General features: G+C 62.2%; 19 protein-coding genes and 1 pseudogene. 9 read left to right on the top strand and 11 right to left on the bottom strand.

Annotated elements, in window-relative coordinates; genetic code table 11:
- Positions 1–51 precede the first annotated feature (51 nt).
- Positions 52–390, bottom strand: a complete 339-nt coding sequence (locus tag A7J50_RS14090; RefSeq protein ID WP_335711412.1) for a GNAT family N-acetyltransferase — start codon at positions 388–390, stop codon at positions 52–54.
- A 121-nt stretch (positions 391–511) separates the two neighbouring features.
- On the opposite strand from A7J50_RS14090, the gene A7J50_RS14095 reads away from it, so the two are divergent.
- Together A7J50_RS14095 and A7J50_RS14100 are read left to right on the top strand one after the other, a co-directional pair.
- Positions 512–1585, top strand: a complete 1074-nt coding sequence (locus tag A7J50_RS14095; RefSeq protein WP_064452355.1) for an NAD(P)-dependent alcohol dehydrogenase — start codon at positions 512–514, stop codon at positions 1583–1585.
- A gap of 79 nt (positions 1586–1664) precedes the next feature.
- A pseudogene (locus A7J50_RS14100) lies at positions 1665–2021 on the top strand (DUF4010 domain-containing protein); the annotation flags it as partial.
- A gap of 48 nt (positions 2022–2069) precedes the next feature.
- Here the strand turns inward: A7J50_RS14100 and A7J50_RS14105 are convergent.
- Genes A7J50_RS14105 through A7J50_RS14135 form a run of 7 tightly spaced genes read right to left on the bottom strand, consistent with a single transcriptional unit; the run spans position 2070 to position 8367 of the window.
- On the bottom strand, positions 2070–3443 hold the full coding sequence (locus A7J50_RS14105) for an ATP-binding protein (protein ID WP_064452357.1): 1374 nt from the start codon (positions 3441–3443) through the stop codon (positions 2070–2072).
- Complete coding sequence (locus tag A7J50_RS14110) at positions 3440–4102, bottom strand: response regulator (protein WP_064452358.1); 663 nt, start codon at positions 4100–4102, stop codon at positions 3440–3442. Before A7J50_RS14110 ends, A7J50_RS14105 begins: the two co-directional genes overlap by 4 nt.
- A gap of 11 nt (positions 4103–4113) precedes the next feature.
- Positions 4114–4758, bottom strand: a complete 645-nt coding sequence (locus A7J50_RS14115) for a tetratricopeptide repeat protein (RefSeq protein WP_064452359.1) — start codon at positions 4756–4758, stop codon at positions 4114–4116.
- Positions 4755–5564, bottom strand: a complete 810-nt coding sequence (locus A7J50_RS14120; protein ID WP_064452360.1) for an SDR family oxidoreductase — start codon at positions 5562–5564, stop codon at positions 4755–4757. The genes A7J50_RS14115 and A7J50_RS14120 overlap by 4 nt, the downstream gene beginning before the upstream one ends.
- Complete coding sequence (locus tag A7J50_RS14125) at positions 5551–6225, bottom strand: TenA family transcriptional regulator (RefSeq protein WP_064452361.1); 675 nt, start codon at positions 6223–6225, stop codon at positions 5551–5553. Before A7J50_RS14125 ends, A7J50_RS14120 begins: the two co-directional genes overlap by 14 nt.
- Positions 6222–7700 carry an AMP-binding protein gene (locus tag A7J50_RS14130; RefSeq protein WP_064452362.1) on the bottom strand — a complete coding sequence of 493 codons (1479 nt, stop codon included), beginning with the start codon at positions 7698–7700 and terminating at the stop codon, positions 6222–6224. Before A7J50_RS14130 ends, A7J50_RS14125 begins: the two co-directional genes overlap by 4 nt.
- Positions 7690–8367, bottom strand: coding sequence for a thermostable hemolysin (locus A7J50_RS14135; protein WP_064452363.1), 678 nt, complete (start codon positions 8365–8367; stop codon positions 7690–7692). Before A7J50_RS14135 ends, A7J50_RS14130 begins: the two co-directional genes overlap by 11 nt.
- Positions 8368–8524: 157 nt before the next feature.
- Between A7J50_RS14135 and A7J50_RS14140 the strand changes: the two genes are divergently transcribed.
- The 6 genes from A7J50_RS14140 to xylB all read left to right on the top strand — a co-directional run bounded on the left by A7J50_RS14140 (position 8525) and on the right by xylB (position 15261).
- On the top strand, positions 8525–9076 hold the full coding sequence (locus A7J50_RS14140; RefSeq protein WP_064452364.1) for a cytochrome b: 552 nt from the start codon (positions 8525–8527) through the stop codon (positions 9074–9076).
- 212 nt (positions 9077–9288) lie between these two features.
- Positions 9289–10821: a sugar ABC transporter ATP-binding protein gene (locus A7J50_RS14145; protein WP_064452365.1), complete on the top strand. Its 1533-nt coding sequence runs from the start codon at positions 9289–9291 to the stop codon at positions 10819–10821.
- Positions 10822–10834: 13 nt separating this feature from the next.
- Complete coding sequence (locus A7J50_RS14150) at positions 10835–11803, top strand: ABC transporter permease subunit (RefSeq protein ID WP_064454933.1); 969 nt, start codon at positions 10835–10837, stop codon at positions 11801–11803.
- A 34-nt stretch (positions 11804–11837) separates the two neighbouring features.
- Positions 11838–12770: an ABC transporter substrate-binding protein gene (locus A7J50_RS14155; protein ID WP_064452366.1), complete on the top strand. Its 933-nt coding sequence runs from the start codon at positions 11838–11840 to the stop codon at positions 12768–12770.
- Between the two features lie 21 nt (positions 12771–12791).
- Positions 12792–13784: a LacI family DNA-binding transcriptional regulator gene (locus A7J50_RS14160; RefSeq protein ID WP_064452367.1), complete on the top strand. Its 993-nt coding sequence runs from the start codon at positions 12792–12794 to the stop codon at positions 13782–13784.
- Between the two features lie 16 nt (positions 13785–13800).
- Positions 13801–15261, top strand: a complete 1461-nt coding sequence (gene xylB / locus A7J50_RS14165) for a xylulokinase (protein ID WP_064452368.1) — start codon at positions 13801–13803, stop codon at positions 15259–15261.
- A 244-nt stretch (positions 15262–15505) separates the two neighbouring features.
- Here xylB and A7J50_RS14170 read toward each other — a convergent pair whose 3' ends face one another.
- Complete coding sequence (locus tag A7J50_RS14170; RefSeq protein WP_064452369.1) at positions 15506–16363, bottom strand: NmrA family NAD(P)-binding protein; 858 nt, start codon at positions 16361–16363, stop codon at positions 15506–15508.
- Between the two features lie 101 nt (positions 16364–16464).
- Entirely contained in the window at positions 16465–16905 is a 441-nt protein-coding gene (locus A7J50_RS14175; RefSeq protein ID WP_064452370.1) for an Lrp/AsnC family transcriptional regulator, read from the bottom strand.
- 109 nt (positions 16906–17014) lie between these two features.
- Here A7J50_RS14175 and A7J50_RS14180 point away from each other — a divergent pair, with 109 nt between their 5' ends.
- A complete protein-coding gene (locus tag A7J50_RS14180) occupies positions 17015–17920 on the top strand; it encodes a DMT family transporter (protein WP_064452371.1) in 906 nt (301 codons plus the stop codon).
- Here the strand turns inward: A7J50_RS14180 and A7J50_RS14185 are convergent.
- Complete coding sequence (locus A7J50_RS14185; RefSeq protein ID WP_064452372.1) at positions 17898–19877, bottom strand: peptidase U32 family protein; 1980 nt, start codon at positions 19875–19877, stop codon at positions 17898–17900. The two genes, A7J50_RS14180 and A7J50_RS14185, sit on opposite strands and share 23 nt — an antisense overlap.
- Between the last annotated feature and the right edge of the window lie 34 nt (positions 19878–19911).

The raw sequence follows: 19911 nt of genomic DNA on the forward strand, positions 1-19911 counted from the left end.
GGTACGAATACACTCAAACGAGTGTATGAGTCGTTTGCAGTGCCAATGCGCTCAGAGCGCCACACTGCTGATGATCTGAGTACGTTCATCGGGGTCTGTGACGCTGTTAAAGCCCAGCGCATGCGTCAGTTCACGCAGTGGCAGGTTAGTCGCCGCATGGACCGTATACATCCGTTTGAAGACATTGGCTCGCGCCGCCGTCATCAGGTGCTGCATCAAAATGCGCCCCAGCCCCAGGCATTGCCATGTGTCGGCCACCGTGATCGCGCATTCGCACTCATGTTCCTTGGCAGTGGCGTAGCGAGCCACGCCGATTTCGATCAGCGTGCCGTTGTCGTGCACCAGAGCGATCATGGCCCCTGGCGCGAGGTCGAGGTTGATCTGTATCAAATTATCTGTAGGCCGAGAGCGGCATGCGATGTCCGGTCAGTTGCGCGATAGTTGATCATGATCAACCTGCAAGACGCGATCACGGCGCAGTCTGGAGTTCCCCTGCACAGGAGTTCACCTTATGGCAGCCATGAGAGCCGCTGTTTTCGTTGAAAAAAACCGCATTGTCCTGCAGGACAAGCCCATTCCCGAAGTCGGCCCGCTGGACGCTTTGGTGCGTATCACCACCACGACCCTCTGCGGCACCGACGTGCATATCCTGCGCGGCGAGTACCCGGTCGCCAAAGGCCTGACCATCGGCCACGAGCCGGTTGGCGTGATTGAACGCCTGGGTTCCCAGGTCAGCGGGTTTGTCGAGGGGCAGCGGGTGATCGCCGGGGCCATCACCCCCAGCGGGCAAAGCTACGCGTGCCTGTGCGGCTGCGGTTCCCAGGACGGTCCCGACACACGCCATGGCTTTCGGGCGGCTGGCGGCTGGAAGTTCGGCAATACCCTCGACGGCTGCCAGGCCGAGTACGTGTTGGTCCCCGACGCGCTGGCCAACCTGTGCCCGATTCCCGACGGCCTGAGCGACGAACAAGTGCTGATGTGCCCGGACATCATGTCCACCGGTTTTTCCGGCGCCGAACGCGGTGAGGTGAGCATTGGCGATACGGTGGCGGTATTTGCCCTGGGGCCTATCGGCTTGTGTGCAGTGGCGGGCGCACGGCTCAAGGGCGCGTCGATGATCATCGGCGTCGACGGCGTGACTGAGCGCATGGGCGTGGCTCGACGCCTGGGGGCCACTCATATCATCGACTTCAAGAAAGGCGATGTCGTTGAGCAGATCATGGCCCTCACGGACGGTCGCGGAGTGGATGTGGCGATCGAAGCCCTGGGCACCCAAGGCACGTTCGAGTCAGCATTGCGGGTGCTGCGCCCGGGCGGGCGTGTGTCCAGCCTGGGGGTTTACTCCAGCGACTTGCGTATTCCCTATGATGCCTTTGGGGCAGGGCTGGGGGATTACAGCATCGTGTCGACCCTGTGCCCTGGCGGCAAGGAACGCATGCGCCGGTTGATGGCCGTGGTTGCCAGTGGCGGGGTGGACCTGTCGCCGCTGGTGACGCACCGTTTCAAACTCGACGACATCGAAGCCGCCTATGAGCTGTTCGCCCATCAGCGCGATGGCGTCATGAAAGTCGCGATTACCCCCTGAAGGCGCCGACCTATGACCACCCTGGGGCTTGCCGGCGGCGCCGCCGCGCTGGGTATCTGCATGCTGGTGGGGCTGGAGCGCGGTTTTGCATGTGGCCGTGCGTACCTTGGGCGCGCGTTATGGCTATGCCCTAGGGGCCATTGCTTCGGGGTTCTCGTCCAGTACCGTGACCATTGCCGCCATGGGCCATAGGGCCGCAAAAGAACCCTCGAACCTGCGCACGCTGGCGGCGGCGATCTTTTCCAACCTGGCGACGGTGGCCCAAAGTGGGTTTGCCGATACCCATGCTTCGACCGCATCCATCGCCGCCCTGGCCACCAGCGGCCAACTCGCCCTGCAGGCAGTATCTATTCCGGTGTTGCTGGCGGTCAGTTGCAACTCCCTGAGCAAGTGCCTGGTGGCGTGGGTCCGCGGCGGCCGTCGGTTTGCGGCGTAGGTGATTGCCGGTCAGGTACTGCTGACCGGCGCGATGTGGCTGGGACTGCTAGGCCAGTGATCCCGGGATCTGCAAGGTGGCGCGCAACCCGCCGTTGGCCAGGTTGGCCAGGCGGATGTGCCCCCCAAGGCGTTGGGCAATGGTCTGTACGATGGTCAGCCCCAAACCTGCGCCTTCGGCATTTCCCCGGCTGTAGAACAGCTCGAACAGCCGCTCGCGCTCGTTCTCGTCAATGCCTGGCCCTTGGTCATCCACGGTCAACTCGAACCCCGTGGCCGTTTTGCACAACCCTACGGTGATCACGCCGTGTTCCGGCGAGAAATTCGCCGCATTGGTCACCAGGTTGGTCAGCGCGATATTGATCGCGGACGCGTCGGACCTCACGCCGTAGTCGGCATCATCGACGTCGAACGCCAGCTCCAGGCCCTTGCTCAGCAACCAGGGCGTCAACTGAATCAGGGTTTCACGCACGGTGGTCGCCAGGTCGATGGCCTGCGCCGGTGGTTGCACGGCGCTGGGTTCCAGGCGAGCCATGGTCAGCAACTGGTTGACCAGGCGGCTGGTGCGGTCGACGCCCGTGATCAGGAACCCTAGGGACTCGCGCCGCTCGGCTTCCGTGCCGGCCTCCAACAGGTTTTGCGCGTGCACCCGCAACACCGCCAGAGGCGTGCGCATTTCGTGGGCGGCGTCGGCGATGAAGCGGCGTTCGCGGCCGAGCATTTCCTGGATCTGCGCCAGCATGCGGTTCAGCGCGGCCTGCATCGGTTCCAGTTCGGTGGGCAGCGGGGTCAGTTGCATCGGTTCCAGGGAGCCGGAATGCCGTGCGCGCAAGGTCGCCGCCATATTCGCCAGCGGCTTGAGCCCCCAGCCGATGGCCAGCCAGACCATCGCGGCCAGAATCAGGCTGCCGAGTATGTTGGGCAATAGCGTGTGGCGCAGGATACGGTCGACCAGGTCAGAGCGTACGTCGTCGCGCTCACCCACCCAGATCCGCAGCCCATTGTCTTTGTCCTTGAGCAAAAAACCGCGCCATTGACGGCCATTCAGGTCGGCGACATTGCTGTACCCCGGCTGGCCGGGAGGCTTGGCAAATGACGGTGCGCTGGCGGTAAATACCAGGCGCTCATCCTCGGTGTTCCAGACCTGAAAGGCGATTTTGCTCTCGTAGGGGTGCCCATCGACCTTGGGCATGGCTTCGCCCAAGGCTTTGTTGAAGGCGCGGTACAGGTCCGTCTGATCGTTACTGGCCAGTGGCATGCTCATCACGCCCTGGAGCAGCCGGGCGTTCTGCGCCAGTTGTGCGTCGTAAACTTCGGCGATTTCGTGGTTGCTGTCATGCAGGTTGAGCACGCTGATCACCAGTAGTCCCGTGAACAGCAGGCCGATGATCAGGGTCAGGGTTCGTCGCCGAATAGAGCTCATCGGCGCTCCTCCACCAGGTAGCCGACGCCGCGAATAGTGCGGATCAGCTCGCTGGAGAATTTTTTACGCAGATGATGGATATGCACTTCCAGGGTGTTGCTTTCGGCCTCTTCGTTCCAGCCATACAGCAACTGCATCAACTGGTCACGGGTCATCACGCGGCCGGGTGGCGATAGCAGTTCGTGCAGCAACTGGTATTCCTTGGGTGTGAGCGGCACCGGCGCGCCCTGGTAGCTGACCTGTTGGGTACTGGGGTCCAGGCAAATGCCGGCGTGCTCGATCACTACCCGCGCACGGCCGGCACTGCGCCGCAGCAGTGCGCGCAGGCGCGCCTTGAGTTCGGCGAGGTCGAAGGGTTTGACCAGGTAATCATCGGCACCGGCGTCGAGCCCGGCGATACGGTCTTCGGTGGCATCGCGCGCGGTGAGGATCAGCACGGGCAGGTTGGACCCGCTGTCCCGCAGGCGGCGCAGTACCTCAAGCCCGTCCATGCGCGGCAAGCCCAGGTCGAGCACCACCGCGTCAAAGGTCTCGCTGAGCAGAGCATGCAATGCACTGCTGCCATCCTGAAGCCAATCAACGGTATAGCCCTCACGCACGAGTGCCTGATGAATCCCTTCGCCCAGTGCTACGTCATCTTCGATCAGTAATAGCCGCACATGGACTCCTGTCAGGTGAGTTTTTTGTCGAGGTCGACCAGCAGGCTTTCGATCTCTTTGCGACGCCCGGCATCGGCAGTCTCGCGACCCGGCCGTGGTGCGGCCAGTAAGGCTTTGCGCAGCGCATCGCGGGCTTCGCCATAGCGTTTTTGCCGGTAGAGGTGGTCGCCCCAGAAATACAGACTATCAATGCCCGTCGGGTTCAGTTGCAAGGCTTGCGTGAGTAGCTGTTCAGCCTTGTCGGCATCGCCAAAGCCAATCGGCCAGCCGGGTACGCGATCGTACAGCGCCGCGAGGCTGGTGTAGGCCGAGCCTTGCAGGGCCTTGGGGTCCAGAGCGAGCGCTTTCTCAAGGTCTGCCTTGGCCGACTTGACCTTGCTCAATGCGCCGAGCCCACCTTGGGCGCCGGCCCAACTGCTGGTGACAATCCCGGACCAGATCCATGCTTCGGCGGCCTGAGGGCGCGCCTGGGTGAACGCCGTCACCTGCGTCGCGAGTTGTGCAAACGCCTGAGTACGCTGTTCTTCAGGCAGGTTGTATTGGATATGGGCCCAGCGCGTCTGGATATCAGTCAGGCGCTGCTGGTCGCCAGCCTCCAGCGCCCAGGTGAGTGGGCTCAAGGCGCTGAGCAGCAGCGCGGCAAAGAGGCGTTTCATGGGTTCAGATCCTTATTCACGGGTTTGTCGCTCAAGCGACGTACCAACGGCAATTGTTTACGCAAGCCACGGTCGACGAGGTTTGGCAACAGGCTGTTGAGGCGCACAAAAAAGCGCTCAGGCCAGCCCAGGTAAAGGTCACGACGATCATTGGCGATTGCGTGGATCACCGCCGACGCCACCGTCAGCGGGTCGTCCACATTGGACTTGAGCGCGTCGTTCAACGCCTGCGCTGCCGGGCTGTTCATCCGCGTATGGGTGGCGCGCGGCGCCACATACAGCACGCCTACTCGCGTATCGGCCAGTTCCCGGCGCAAGGCTTCGGAAAACCCGCGCAAGGCGAACTTGGTGGCGCAGTAAGTGGCATAGCCGGGGTAGCCGATGGAGCCATAGGTGGAGCCGACATTCACCACCATGGCGCTCTCGGCTTGCTTGAGCAGGGGCAGCAGCAGCTTGGTCAGGCAGATGGGTGCGGTGATATTCAACGCCAGCATGCCGTTGATTTCGTTGTCGTCCAGTTGTTCAAGCATGGCAAAATGATTGATGCCGGCGGCGTTGATCAGCAGATTGACGCCGCCGATGGCCTCGGCGGCGGCCCGAACCTTGCGCCGATCGGCGAGGAAGGTCAGGTCGGCACTCACCCAGCAGAGCTGCTGCGGGTACTGCGTAAGCAACGGCTCCAGCGGTGTGCGATGGCGTGCCACGGCCAGCACGTGCGCGCCGCTGGCACACAAGGCGCCCGCAATCGCCAGGCCAATGCCGCCGCTGGCGCCGGTCAGTACCACGTGGGCGTCAGACAGGCGCATGGGCGGCCTCCGCAATACGTGGCAGGTTGCGGAACATGTCGGTATAGAGGGCGTACACCACCTTGGAGGCATGGATCACGGCAGCCTGGTCGTCGGGATCGTCCAGGCTGTTCATCAAGCGGCGGTAGGTTTCCATGTGCCCAATGTCCAGGGAGCCGTGGGAGCTCAAGTAGCTGAACGCCGTGGCCGGCAGTTGCAGGCGCTCGCGGATGCTGCCGGCTGCATGAGTGGCGAGGGCGATGCTGGTGCCTTCCAGCACATTGACCATGCCGAACAGGCCGACCGGGTTGCCACGCGCGATCAGGTCATACAGATAGCTGACCATCAGCTCAATGGGTAAACCCGGTTGCCCGTCACGGACCGCATCCTTGTCGCCGCCACAGGCCTCGATGTCATTGAGCACCCATTGCTCGTGGCCGTACTCATCTTCGATGTACTCACAGACGGCCTTGCGCAGCCATTCCAAGTGTGAGGGCAGGCGCGCACCGCAGGCCATCATCAACGGCACGGTATGACGCACGTGGTAGTAGGCCTGGGCCAGGAACGCACGATAGCTCTCCAGGCTGACCTTGCCCTCCAGCGCATCTCGAATGATCGGCAGGCTGAACAGCGCCTGGCGTTCCTGTTGGGTGGCATCTTGCAGCGTATCGAAAAAATTCACGATGAGGTTTCCTCGTTGAAGGCGGGGGCAAGCTGGGTGTGATAACGCGCGACAATGGCGTCGCGCCGTGGTCTGCCGTTGGCGGTGAGCAAGCCGTTGGCGGCACTGAAGGGTTCATCCAGGCGCGTCCAGCGATGCACCTGGGCGTAGTCGGGCAAGCCGGCATTGACGGCGGCCACGGTCGCTGCCAGCTGGGTGTCGGTACAGTCGTTGCGATGGGGCCAGAGCAGCGCGTGATTCTCGGGCTGGGCTTCGCCATAGATAAATGCTTGGACGATGACGCCGCCTTGAGTCAATTCGGCCTCGACCCAATCCGGGTTGACGTTGCGCCCATAACTGGTAACGAACTGATGTTTCTTGCGGCCGTTGAGGTAGAGGAATCCGTCCGCGTCGAAGGTGCCCAGGTCGCCGCTGGGCCACCACTGATCAGGGTGTCCGGTGTGGCCCAGATAGCCGAGCAAAGTCGAGCCTTTGATCAGCACTTCACCGTCTTCGGCCAGGCGAACCTCCACATGGGGCAGGGGCTGGCCGACACTGCCCGGGCGCTGTGCATCCGGGCGATTAAGGCACACCACCGAGGCGCATTCCGATAAGCCGTAACCTTCATAAACCGGCATGCCCAACTGCTGCGCCCGCTGCAGCAAGCCCTTGGCCACGCGGGCACCGCCGACGGCGGCAAAGCGCAGGTGCTGCGGGTTGAATGCCTTCTGCTCGGCGGCCATGACCAACATCAACAGCAATTGCGGAACCAGGATCAGGCTATGGGGCTGACGCACCGCCAGGCAGCCGAGCAATTGAGCGGCATCCACCGCGCTGGCTCCCTGGATGCCCAAGTTTTTTTGGCTGGGCACACTCAAGGTGGCGCCGGCATACAGCGCGGCGTAGCACCCAAGGTTTTCCAGCAGAATCGCAAGGGGCAACAGCGCCAAGTGGTGGCGTGGATCGGAAGCGTGGCTGGCCTGGTGCAACTCGCGGGCAACCCGCAGCAGGCTGTCGGCGCTCAGGCATACGCCCTTGGGCGCCCCGGTGGTGCCGGAGGTGAATGTCACCTTGGCAGTGCCCGATGGCATCGAAGGGCGGCCTGCAAAGCTTCTGCACCAGAAGTCGCCGTGTTGCTGGTAACCGGCAGCCAGTAGCTCAGCCTCCAGGTCTGGTTCGGCGATCACCCGTTCGGCATGGCTTTGTTCAAGACAATGGGCGCGCTGGGTGGGGCTGAAAAACGGCGGCAGGGTCAAGCAGGTCAACCCTTCGAACAGTATCGCCAAGTCCCACAGCATGGCGTCGACGCCATTGTCCAAGGCCAGCGCCACCACCTTCACGCCTTCATCGCGCAGGCGTTGCTGGCGATACGCAACTTCGGCGAACAGTGAGGTGTAATCCATTTTCAAGGTATCGCCCCACAGGGCAATGGTGCCGTCGTTGCGTTCGGCATGGCCGCGCAGCACAGCGTGGAAGCGGCGGGTTTCAGGCGACATGGCTGTTGTCCTCAAGCGTGGTGGGCAACCCAAGGCGTGAGAACAGGCCCATGTTGCGCAAATGGATGAACCCGGCGCGGATGTTGCCGACGTGCACCCACGGTTGGCTTTCGTAGTAACTGCCCCACAGATGGCGGTCATCTCCCAGGCGCTGCGGGTCGGCCGCGCACAGGGTGACCGGCTTCAAACCCAGGCGGTGGAAACTGTTGACCAGCCCGATATTGCCGGTGAACGCCACCCACTCCAGGCCGCCCATGGCCAGCAACCACGTGATGGCGATGATGCTCAGGCGCGCACTGCCGGTATCGCTGGCGGCCAGGTTGCCGACTTCGGCAATCGCGTGGCGTTCTACTGTTTGGTCGGCAGCGGCGCTGATCAGGGGGTCGATTGGATGGTCCAGGTAACGCTCCAGAAACAGCGGCTCGGCACACGCCAGCCGTACACCGGCGACCGCACACAGGTCACCGTTGGCGTGGCTGACGCCAAATAGCTGAGGCATGAAATGCCGGATGTCGGCGCCGTGGGCAAGGCGGAAACGCTGTTGGATGAATGCCTCGAAGGCGGGGCGCTGAGTGTCGTGGGGCAGGGCGCAAGCCAGGCGCATTTGTGCACGATCGGCCTGGCCGAACAGCACGGGCAAGGGAATTTTCCAATCGATATCGGGCATTGGCGGTGAGCCTCCCACGTGAAGTTGGGAGGAGTATCAAAGGCATTTCTTAACGAAGTCTGAAGGTGCTGGAAATGATCGGTGGGCTGATCTTCAGACTGCCTTAAGACTTGTTCGGCAGGGTAGCGCCACTACTCAAGCAGAAGGCTTATACCCCATGACCCAAAATCCGCAGACGCAGCGCTACGCGAAACTCTCGATGACCCTGCACTGGTTGATGCTGGCGCTGTTTGTCGGCGTGTATGCCTGTATTGAAATCAAAGGCTTGTTGCCTCGCGGGCATGCGCTCAAAGGGGTGTTCCTTGGCGCCCACTCCTTGTTCGGTATCGGCATATTCGTGCTGGTGTGGCTGCGTCTGCTCGGGCGCCTGGTGCCGCGCCCGGCGATCCTGCCACGTCCGCCTATGTGGCAAACGGCAGCGTCTCACCTGATGCACCTGGCGCTGTATGGCTTGATGGTGGTGACGCCGTTGTTGGCCTGGCTGATGCTCAATGCCGCCGGCAAACCGGTGCCGTATTTCGAGTTTGCCTTGCCGACGCTGGTGGCGCCGGACCCGGACCTGGCCAGGCAGTTCAAGCACTGGCATGAGTGGTTGGGCAGCACCGGTTACTGGTTGATCGGCCTGCATGCAGCCGCAGGGTTGTTTCACCATTACTGGGTTCGGGACAACACCCTGGTGCGCATGCTGCCCGCGCGTTTCGGGCGCTAGACGCGCAGCACATGGCGAAGCATGGGTGGCTGCAAGCATCCCCCAAGGAAGCGTTAAACCATCCATGTAGTTCGTGAATTTCACATTTATTGAGCTGATGAAACGTTTAACCAAGCGATAAACGGCAGACGCAAGCGCTTGCGTAACGAAATGCAACTGGAATAGAGTCGGCAGCGTTCGACTACAAAAATAATAATTCCAGGAGCTCATGCATGAGCCTTGAACCCTTGCTTGAAATGCAGGGCATCAGCAAAACCTTTAATGGTTTGCGGGTGCTCAAGAACGTCGGCCTGAAGGTTTACCCCGGTGAAATCCACGCCTTGATGGGTGAGAACGGCGCCGGCAAATCAACCTTGATGAAAATTCTCTCCGGCGCCTATCAGGCTGACCCCGGCGGCGAAATCCGCATCGACGGCCAGCCCGTCGCCACGTTTGACCCCGCCACCGCCAAAACCCTCGGCATCGCTGTGATCTACCAGGAACTGAGCCTGTGCCCGAACCTGAGCGTGGCCGAGAACATTTACCTGGGCCGTGAACTGCGGCGTGGCTGGACCATCGACCGCAAAGGCATGCAGAACGGCTGCATCGAGGTGCTGCAACGGCTGGGCGCCGAGTTCAAACCCACGACGCCGGTCAGCAGCCTGTCGATTGCCGAGCGCCAGTTGGTGGAAATCGCCCGTGCGCTGCATGCCCACGCCAGGATCCTGGTGATGGACGAACCGACCACGCCGCTGTCATCGCGCGAGACCGATCGGCTGTTCGCGCTGATCAAACAACTGCGTAGCCAGGGCTTGGCGATCATCTATATCAGCCATCGCATGGCCGAGATCTACGAGTTGTCGGACCGGGTCTCGGTGCTGCGCGACGGCCAGTACATTGGCGAACTGACCCGCGACGCGTTGTCGGCCGAAGTACTGGTGAAAATGATGGTCGGCCGCGACCTCTCTGGTTTCTACAAGAAGGAACACGCCGCCTATAACCCCGGCAACGTAGTGATGCGCGTGCGCGACATGGCCGATGGCAAGCGCGTGCGCAATTGCAGCTTCGACCTGCATGCCGGCGAAGTGCTGGGCATCGCCGGGCTGGTCGGGGCAGGGCGCACCGAACTGGCACGGCTGATCTTCGCCGCCGACCCGCGCACCTCCGGCACCCTGGAAGTGGTGGGCAAGACCGTTACCCAGCTGCGCAACCCGGCGGACGCAATCCGCGCCGGCGTGGTGTACCTCACCGAAGACCGCAAGGCCCAGGGCCTGTTCCTGGACATGAGCGTCGCCGACAACATCAACGTCTGCGCGTGTGTGCCGGATGCCCACGCGGGTGGTGTGCTGGACCGCGGCCATGCCGCGCAACGCGCGAATGATGCGATCAAGTCGCTGTCGATTCGCGTGGCCTCCGGCAAGGTCAATGTCGGTGCGCTGTCCGGCGGCAATCAGCAGAAGGTACTGCTGGCGCGGCTGCTGGAGGTCAAGCCGCATGTGCTGATCCTCGACGAACCCACGCGGGGCGTCGACATCGGCTCCAAGTCCGAGATCTACCGCATCATCAATCAACTGGCCCTGGCCGGGGTTGGCATCGTGGTGATTTCCAGCGAGCTGCCGGAAATCATCGGCACCTGCGACCGTGTGCTGATCATGCGCGAAGGCCAGTTGGTGGCCGAAGTTGGCGGGGCCTCCGGCCACGTTATTTCCCAGGAACGTATTATTGACCTCGCCACCGGTGGCGATCAGGTGGCTGCCAATGGTTGATTCAAACAACACGATGACAATTGCGGCGGTGGGCAAGGCCGAACGCGTCCGCGAGCTGATGCGCACGGTGGGCATGCTGCCGGTACTGGTGTTGCTGCTGGTGGGCTTTGCCCTGGCCAGCGAGAACTTCCTGACCGTGCAGAACCTGTCGATCATCACCCAGCAGGCTTCGGTCAACGTGGTGCTGGCGGCGGGAATGACCTTTGTGATCCTCACGGCGGGCATCGACCTGTCCGTCGGCGCAATCCTCGCGGCCTCCGCCGTGGTGGCGCTACAGGCGTCGATGTCGCCGCAGTTCGGCATGTTCGGGATTGCCGCCGGGATCGGTTTCGGTTTGTTGCTGGGCCTGGTCAACGGTGGGCTGATTGCATTCATGCGCTTGCCACCGTTCATCGTCACCCTCGGCGCACTGACTGCCATGCGTGGTCTTGCACGTTTGCTGGCCGATGATAAAACCGTGTTCAACCCCGACCTGCCATTCGCGTTTATCGGCAATGACTCGATCCTCGGCGTGCCGTGGCTGGTGGTCATCGCTGTGGCGGTGGTGCTTCTGTCGTGGTTCATCCTGCGCCGCACCGTGATGGGCGTGCAGATTTACTCGGTGGGCGGCAACCCGGAGGCCGCGCGGCTGTCGGGGATCAAGGTGTGGAAGGTGTTGCTGTTCGTCTACGCCATGTCCGGTGCATTGGCCGGGCTGGGCGCGGTGATGAGCGCCTCGCGCCTGTTTGCCGCCAATGGCCTGCAACTGGGCCAGTCCTATGAGTTGGATGCGATCGCTGCGGTGATTCTCGGCGGCACCAGTTTTACCGGCGGCGTCGGCACCATCGGCGGCACGTTGATCGGCGCGCTGATTATCGCGGTGCTCACCAATGGCCTGGTGCTGTTGGGGGTGTCGGATATCTGGCAGTACATCATCAAGGGCATCGTGATCATTGGCGCGGTGGCGCTGGATCGCTATCGCCAATCCGGCGCACGTACCTGATTTCACTCCCACAACAATCACAAGAGAGACCCGCATGAACCTTAAACGCCTGTTTCCCGTGCTTGCCTTGGCTGCCCTTATGTCCAACGTCGTGGAAGCCCGGGAGCTCAAAGCCCTCGGCATCAGCATGGGCTCGCTCGGTAACCCGTATTTCGTGACCCTGGCCGACGGTGCCACGGCCCGGGCCAAGGAGCTGAACCCCAACGTCAAGGTCACCTCGGTGTCGGCCGACTATGACCTGAGCAAGCAGTTCTCGCAGATCGACAACTTCATTTCGTCCAAGGTCGACCTGATCCTGCTCAACGCCGTCGATCCGTCGGCGATGGCCTCGGCCATCAAGAAAGCCCGTGACGCCGGAATTGTGGTGGTGGCCGTGGATGTAGACGCCAAAGGCGTCAACGCCACCGTGCAAACCGACAACGTCGAAGCCGGCAAGCTGGCCTGCCAGTTCCTGGTGGACAAGCTCGCGGGCAAAGGCAATGTGATCATCCAGAATGGCCCGCAAGTGACCGCCGTGACCGACCGCGTCAAAGGCTGCAAGGCTGCATTGGCTGGCGCGCCGGACATCAAGGTGCTCTCCGACGACCAGGACGGCAAAGGCTCGCGCGAAGGTGGCCTGAATGTGATGCAGGGTTACCTCACTCGATTCCCGAAAATCGACGGTCTGTTTGCGATCAACGACCCGCAGGCTATCGGCAGCGACCTGGCGGCCAAGCAGCTTAAACGCAGCGGTATCGTCATCACCTCGGTGGACGGTGCGCCGGACATCGAGAATGCATTGAAGACTGACACCCAGATCCAGGCCTCCGCCATTCAGGACCCTTGGGCCATGGCCCAGACCGCGGTGAATGTCGGCAATGACCTTCTCAATGACAAGGCTCCGGCCGAAGCGGTGACCCTGCTCACGCCAAAATTGATTACCCGCGACAACATCGGTACCTACAGCGGCTGGTCGAGCAAACATTGATCCACTGAAGGGGAGCGCGTCGTGATCACCATGGATGACGTGGCGAGCAGAGCGGGTGTGTCGACGTCGACGGTGTCGCACGTGTTGAACGGCACCCGCAAGGTCAGCCCAGCCACGGTGCAGGCGGTGCAGCGCGCGATTCAGGAACTGGGTTACATCCCCAATACCCTGGCGCGCTCGCTGGCCCGGTCCAGTACCAGCACGATTGGCGTGGCGATCTCGGCGCTGTCCAACCACTACTTCAGCGAGATGGTGCACGCGATTGAAGCCGAGTGCACAAAGCACGGCTACATGATGCTGTTTGCCGACCCCCATGACGACCCGGAGCAAGAGCTGCAGGTGGTCACGGCGCTGCATCACCGGCGCGTCGACGGCATTCTGTTGGCACCGTCCACTGGGTCAACGGCCCTGGAGTATCTGCAGGCCAATGACATGCCGACGGTGTTGGTGGACCGCATGATGAGTGAGCAGTTTGATCAGATCGGGGTGGAGAATACCCAGTCCACACTGGCGCTGGTGGCCCACCTGATTGAACACGGGCACCGTCGTATCGGCTTTATCGCCGGGCGAGCGGGGCTGGGTACCACCGATGAGCGCGTGGCGGGTTACCGCGCTGCCCTGGCGGCGGCGGGCCTGGTATTCGACCCGCAATTGCTGGTCAATGGCGGTTCCAGCAGCGCGCCGGCGCGGGCCGCTACCGCGCAGTTACTGGGCCTGGCCGCGTCACCGACAGCGATCATGGCGGGCAATAACCTGATGACGCTTGGCGCCATGCACGCCTTGCGTGATGCGCACATTGAAGTACCGGGGCAGATGGCCCTGGTGGGGTTTGATGATTTTGACTGGGCGGATTTTTTCGTGCCGCGCCTGACGTTGATTGCTCAACCGGTCAACGAATTGGGGGCTCGCGCCGTACAAATGTTGCTGCAGCGCATGGCGTCGCCGGCTGCGCCTACGCAAAGTGTGCGCCTGGCACCCCGCCTGCAATACCGTAATTCATGTGGCTGTATTTGATTGGAATGATCCCCGTATGAGCAGTCCTGTTTCCCTCGGCATAGACCTCGGCACTTCGGAACTCAAGGCGATCCTGATGGACGCTGACGGCGTCGTGCTGGCCCACACTGGCGTGCGTTTGAGCGTGTCGCGGCGCCAGAGCGGCTGGTCCGAACAAGCACCGCAAGACTGGTGGCAGGCCTGTTTGCAGGCGCTGGAGCAGTTACGGGTGCATGAGGCGTATGCCCGTGTGGCGTGTATCGGCCTGTCGGGGCAGATGCACGGCGCGGTGTTGCTGGGGGAAGACGATCGGGTGTTGTACCCGGCGATCCTGTGGGACGACTCGCGCGCGATGGCCGAGGCCGAACAACTCGGTGCCGGGTTTGCCGAGGTCACCGGCAGCTTGCCGATGGCCGGGCTCACGGCGCCGAAACTGCTGTGGCTGCAGCGGCATGAACCCGAGGTGTTCAAGGCGATTGATTGCGTGCTGTCCCCCAAGGATTACCTGCGCCTACGCCTGACGGGCGAACGCATCAGCGAGATGTCGGATGCCGCCGGCACGCTGTGGCTGGATGTGGCGCAGCGTGAATGGTTTGCGCCCATGGTGCGCGCCACGGGCCTGACGCCTGCGCAGATGCCCAGGTTGGTGGAGGGCGGCGCGGCAAGTGCGTGTTTGACCGCGAGCGGCTTGGGCCTGTCGCCTGAGGTCGTGATTGCCGGCGGTGGCGGCGACAACCCGGTGGCCGCCGTCGGCATCGGCGCGATCAACGCCGGTGACGGCTTCATTACGCTGGGCACCAGCGCGGCGATTGTCGCGATTACCGATCATGCCGCCGGGAATCCGGCCAGCGCCGTGCACAGCTTCTGCCACGCGCTGCCGAACCGCTGGTACACCATGGGCGCGATGCTGGCCGGTGCCAGTTGTTTGCGTTGGGTGACGCGGCTGACCGGTATGCCGGATGAGCAGACGTTGCTGGATCGGGTGCAAGCGCAGCTGCCGATCACACAGCCCGTGCCGTTGGACACGCCGCTGTTCCTGCCGTACCTGGCCGGTGAGCGCACGCCGCATAACGATCCTTTATTGCGCGGCGGCTTTATGAGCCTGGGCCACGATTGCACGCCGGCCATGCTCGGTTATGCGGTCATGGAAGGCGTGGGTTTTGGTTTGCTGGATGCCCTGCGCGCCGTGCAAGCGGCCGGCGCCAGCGTGGGGGCTTGCGCCCTGGTCGGTGGCGGGGCGCGCAGCGAATATTGGGCGCAGTTGCTGGCCAATATCCTGCAGCGCGAGATAGTTACCTTGCAGGGCAGTGAATTGAGCGCCTGCATTGGCGCCGCGAAACTTGGGTTTCTGGCGATCGGGCAGGGCGCAGCCTTGTTGCAAGCGGGCATGCCAGTCAAGTCGCGGTACTTGCCGGACGCCACGCAACAGCCGAGGCTGGAAGCGCGTTATCGCAAGTTCCAGGGTTTACACGCTGCGGCAAAGGCGCTGCACGGCTGATCAACCTCCTGGTGACTTCCCCAATGCCGTTCAGTTAAGCGCAGATCCCCTGTGGGAGCGGCGATGCGACGATTCGACTTGCCCGCGAAAGCGGTGGGTCAGCCAACATTAATGTTTGCTGGGCCGACGTCTTCGCGGGCAAGCCCGCTCCCACATTGGATCCTCGCTGCTTTTAGCATTGCGTTCGCTTACCTGAACGGCATTATGGCAAGCCCGCTCGACACAGCAGCGGTGCCACACTGGATCAGGTGGTTTGAATGGCCAGGCTGCGCAGCACGCTGTCCAGCGAGGTGGTGCCCTTGAGCACGGGGTCGTGCTCGAAACAGATCCAGCCTTCGTTGAATCCATCGACCATGCGCATGCGCGGCGTTGGGTTGTGTGCGCCTTGGGCGCGAAGCAAGGTTTCCCAGGTCTCGCGTTCGACCACTTCGGCCTTCACGTCACGGCCCAGGAGTTGCCCCAGGGCCTGGGCAATGTCGTTCGGGCTCACCCATTGGCCTTCCAACTCGACCACGCGGCGGCCGGTCCAGTCTTGCTGCAACAGCTGCGCGGCGAGGGCGCCGATGTCGGCCGTCGCAACCATCGGCACGCGCTTGTCGAGCGGTTGCAGGAAACTATGGATCAGCCCGTTGTCACGCGCGGTGGTGACATCGTACGCCGCGTTCTCCATGAACCAGGCCGGGCGCAGGAAGGTCACGGGGATGTCCAGGGCACTCAGCGCTTGCTCCATCAGCGTGCGCTGAGTCAGCAGGTTGAGCTCTGTGGCTTGGGCGCCGATGGTCGACAGGCACAGCACCTTGTGTGGCGCGGCGGCCTTGAGGGCCTGGCTGACGGCAGCGATCACCGCACGCGCTTCAGGAAACCCGGGCTGCGGGTCAAAATCCGACGGCGGCAGAATGAACACGCCCGTGGCACCTTTGAACGCCTCAGTCAGTGCCTGTGCATCTTCCATCCGAGCCAAGGCGATCTCGCAACCCAGGTCGGCCCAATAAGCCGCTTTGCCGGGATCGCGAATCACCGCGCGCACCGGTTGCTGCGCTGCGATGAGCGCACGCGCCAACGCGCCGCCGACCTTGCCTGTAATACCTGTAATGACGTACATGCGCTTTACACCTGTGGGTTCCAATGAGTGGAGCCCAGCATAAAGACCGGCCAGCGATGACAGAATAGCGATTCCGTCACTGCTTTAATGACCCTCAGTCATTAATCAGCCAGCGGCGGCAAACGCCGTTTTACCGGGGTTTTCTTGACGATGGCGGTGTTGGTTTCGGCATAGGCGTTGAGCCGGTCGAGCAGGCTGTCGAGGTGATCCATGGTGCGAACGTGCAGGCGCGCAATAAAGCAGTCATCGCCGGTGACTTTGTCGCACTCGGTGAACTCCGGGATCGCCTGGATCTGGCGCTCCACCTCCTGCAATTTGCCGGGCAACGGACGGATGCGCACGATGGCTTGCAACAAATAGCCGAAGTGTTTGGGGTCGATGTCGACGGTGTAGTGGGTCAGCACGCCGCGCTCCTCGAGGCGACGCAGGCGTTCGCCAACACTGGGCGATGACAGCCCGGTGATACCCGCCAACGCCTTGAGGGACAGGCGCGAGTCGTCCATCAAGGCGGCGATCAGTTGCTGGTCGATGGTGTCAATCATGCGGTTTGCCTAATAAGAAAAGGTGATTGCGGCGTTTTGCCTTGTTTAGTCGCTGGAGCGGCTGATACTCAGATTGCCATAATTGAGCCTCACTTGAGGAGCCTCCATCGTGGACACATCTATCCGTCGCGGGTCGTGGGAAATGGTTGCCGCCATGCTGATTTCGGGCACCATCGGCTGGTTTGTGCTGGTGTCGGGCGTATCGGTGATCGAAGTGGTGTTCTGGCGCTGCGTGATAGGCGCGCTGACGCTGTTGCTGGTCTGTGCGTTGCTGGGTTACCTGCGACTGGACCTGCTCACCTGGGCCAAGCTTGGCCTGGCGATGCTCAGCGGCGTGGCCATTGTCGGCAACTGGTTGCTGTTGTTCGAATCCTATTCGCGCGCGTCCATCGCCATCAGTACCGCGGTGTATAACGTGCAGCCGTTCATGCTGGTGATGCTGGCGGCGGTATTTCTCGGCGAAAAAATCACCGTGCAGAAACTCGCGTGGTTGAGCGTGGCGTTCCTGGGCATGTTGGCGATTGTCACCGCCCATGGCGAGCAGCAAAGCGGTGGCGGGGATTATCTGGCGGGTATCGCTTTGGCCTTGGGCGCAGCGTTCTTATATGCGATTGCGGCGCTGATCATCAAGCGCTTGAAGGAAGTGCCTGCGCACTTGATGGCGTTGATTCAAGTAATCACTGGCGCATTGCTGTTGGCGCCGTTAGTGCCTTGGAACAGCTTGCCCGCAACCCCAAATGCCTGGGCTGCGCTGGTGACGCTGGGCGTTGTGCACACGGGCCTGATGTATGTGTTGCTGTACGGGGCGATCCAGAAACTGCCGACCGCGATGACCGGCGCGCTGTCGTTTATCTACCCAATTGCGGCGATTGTTGTCGACTGGATTGCCTTTGGGCATCGCCTGGGTTGGCTGCAATGGCTGGGGGTTGTTGCGATTCTGTTAGCGGCCGCGGGGTTGCAGCGGGGCTGGTGGTGGCCCCGCTCCCCAAGAGCTAGTGCGTGCCCTGAAAGATGATATTTTCCGGGTCGAAATGGCCCACGCCGCTGCCCGGCAGCGGCAACCCAAGGATATGCCCCTTGATCTTGCCCACCACGTGCATCTCGCATGGCTTGCAGTCGAACTTCAAGGTCAGCACTTCGTCGCCGTGGATCAACTGCATCGGCGCGACTTTGGTCTTCACGCCCGTCACACCCTTGGCCTGTTTAGGGCACAGGTTGAACGAGAACCGCAGGCAGTGCTTGGTGATCATCACCGGCACTTCGCCGGTTTCTTCGTGGGCTTCGAAGGCCGCATCAATCAGCTTCACGCCGTGACGGTGGTAGAAATCACGGGCTTTCTGGTTGTAGACGTTGGCCAGGAACGACAAATGCGCTTCCGGGTACACCGGCGGCGGCGAGGTCTCGGCTTTGCGCCTACCTCGTGGGTGAGCCGCGACGCGTGCGGCCGTCAGCGCTTCGATCACTTCGCGGCGCAATGCCTTGAGCTGCGAGTTGGGGATGAAGAACGCCTGGGGCGCATCCAGTTCGATGTGCGTGGCGTGGTACTCGGTGGTGCCGAGTTGGCCAAGCAAATCGCGCAGTGTATCCAGCGCCTGTTCCGGCTTGTTGGCCACGCCAAACGGGCCGGGCAGGGTAACGCTGGCGCGGATGCCTTCTTCGCTGGTAGCAGTGACTTCCAACTGGTCTTCACGCAGGCGTGCTACCCACGACAGACCGATACGGCGCTCGGCCGAGGTCTTGAGCAGCGCCTGTTGCCAGTTGTGGTCCAGGTTGCGGTTCAGCGGGTGATTCGGGCGCAGTTGATGCAGCCCGGCCGGCATTTCATTCGGCTCGACGCGGTAACGGTAACGCTTCTTGCCGTCTTCCTCGAACTCGCCTTTGGCTTCTGCGATGTTGGCGCGGAAACCCACCACTTCACGCTTGACCAGCACATTGAGGCCGTCGCCGTTGGACAGCGGCTCATGGGTGACCACTTGCAGGTCACGCTTGCCGGCTTTTTCCACCACACCCACCGGCAGGCCGGTAAAGGTCGGGGTGTCGAAAGCGCCGATGTCGATCTTGCGATCACTGACGAAGTAGTCAGTGCTGCCACGGTGGAAAGTTTTTTCCGGGTCGGGCAGGAAGAAATGCGCAGTACGGCCGCTGGACGCGCGGGCCAGGTCCGGGCGGTCTTCGAGGATTTCGTCGAGACGCTGGCGGTAATAGGCGGTGATGTTCTTCACATAGCCCATGTCCTTGTAGCGACCTTCGATCTTGAACGAACGCACACCGGCTTCGACCAGCGCGCGAATGTTGGCGCTTTGGTTGTTGTCTTTCATCGACAGCAGGTGCTTTTCAAAGGCCACGACGCGGCCCTGGTCATCTTTCAAGGTGTACGGCAGGCGGCAGGCCTGGGAGCAGTCGCCACGGTTGGCACTGCGGCCATTCTGCGCGTGGGAGATATTGCACTGCCCGGAGAACGCCACGCACAAGGCGCCGTGGATAAAGAACTCGATGGCGGCATCGGTTTCATCGGCGATCGCGCGAATTTCTTGCAGGTTCAGCTCACGGGCCAATACCAACTGCGAGAAACCGGCCTGGTCGAGAAACTTGGCGCGGCCCAGGGTGCGGATGTCGGTCTGGGTACTGGCGTGCAGCTCAATCGGCGGAATATCCAGCTCCATCACGCCCAGGTCTTGCACGATCAGCGCATCGACACCGGCGTCGTACAGCTGATGGATCAGCTTGCGCGCAGGTTCCAGCTCGTTGTCATGCAGGATGGTGTTGATGGTGGTGAACACGCGGGCGTGGTAACGGCGGGCGAATTCGACCAGTTGAGCGATATCGCTCACCTCGTTACACGCATTGTGGCGGGCGCCGAAGCTTGGGCCGCCGATGTAGATGGCGTCGGCGCCATGCAAGATAGCCTCGCGCGCGATGGCGACATCGCGGGCAGGGCTGAGCAATTCCAGGTGATGCTTGGGCAAGGACATAGTTTTTTTAGTCAGGCTTGTCACGGTTGAGGCG

It is taken from the genome of Pseudomonas antarctica (assembly GCF_001647715.1).
Lineage (GTDB): Bacteria > Pseudomonadota > Gammaproteobacteria > Pseudomonadales > Pseudomonadaceae > Aquipseudomonas > Aquipseudomonas antarctica_A.

What these genes read in the sequence shown, in the direction of transcription:
- A7J50_RS14115 (WP_064452359.1), bottom strand. Translation starts at nt 4,758, where the DNA reads ATGAAACGCCTCTTTGCCGCGCTGCTGCTCAGCGCCTTGAGCCCACTC.
- A7J50_RS14130 (WP_064452362.1), bottom strand. Translation starts at nt 7,700, where the DNA reads ATGTCGCCTGAAACCCGCCGCTTCCACGCTGTGCTGCGCGGCCATGCC.
- A7J50_RS14120 (WP_064452360.1), bottom strand. Translation starts at nt 5,564, where the DNA reads ATGCGCCTGTCTGACGCCCACGTGGTACTGACCGGCGCCAGCGGCGGC.
- A7J50_RS14095 (WP_064452355.1), top strand. Translation starts at nt 512, where the DNA reads ATGGCAGCCATGAGAGCCGCTGTTTTCGTTGAAAAAAACCGCATTGTC.
- A7J50_RS14150 (WP_064454933.1), top strand. Translation starts at nt 10,835, where the DNA reads ATGACAATTGCGGCGGTGGGCAAGGCCGAACGCGTCCGCGAGCTGATG.
- A7J50_RS14175 (WP_064452370.1), bottom strand. Translation starts at nt 16,905, where the DNA reads ATGATTGACACCATCGACCAGCAACTGATCGCCGCCTTGATGGACGAC.
- A7J50_RS14155 (WP_064452366.1), top strand. Translation starts at nt 11,838, where the DNA reads ATGAACCTTAAACGCCTGTTTCCCGTGCTTGCCTTGGCTGCCCTTATG.
- A7J50_RS14185 (WP_064452372.1), bottom strand. Translation starts at nt 19,877, where the DNA reads ATGTCCTTGCCCAAGCATCACCTGGAATTGCTCAGCCCTGCCCGCGAT.
- A7J50_RS14170 (WP_064452369.1), bottom strand. Translation starts at nt 16,363, where the DNA reads ATGTACGTCATTACAGGTATTACAGGCAAGGTCGGCGGCGCGTTGGCG.
- A7J50_RS14135 (WP_064452363.1), bottom strand. Translation starts at nt 8,367, where the DNA reads ATGCCCGATATCGATTGGAAAATTCCCTTGCCCGTGCTGTTCGGCCAG.
- xylB (WP_064452368.1), top strand. Translation starts at nt 13,801, where the DNA reads ATGAGCAGTCCTGTTTCCCTCGGCATAGACCTCGGCACTTCGGAACTC.
- A7J50_RS14140 (WP_064452364.1), top strand. Translation starts at nt 8,525, where the DNA reads ATGACCCAAAATCCGCAGACGCAGCGCTACGCGAAACTCTCGATGACC.
- A7J50_RS14105 (WP_064452357.1), bottom strand. Translation starts at nt 3,443, where the DNA reads ATGAGCTCTATTCGGCGACGAACCCTGACCCTGATCATCGGCCTGCTG.
- A7J50_RS14145 (WP_064452365.1), top strand. Translation starts at nt 9,289, where the DNA reads ATGAGCCTTGAACCCTTGCTTGAAATGCAGGGCATCAGCAAAACCTTT.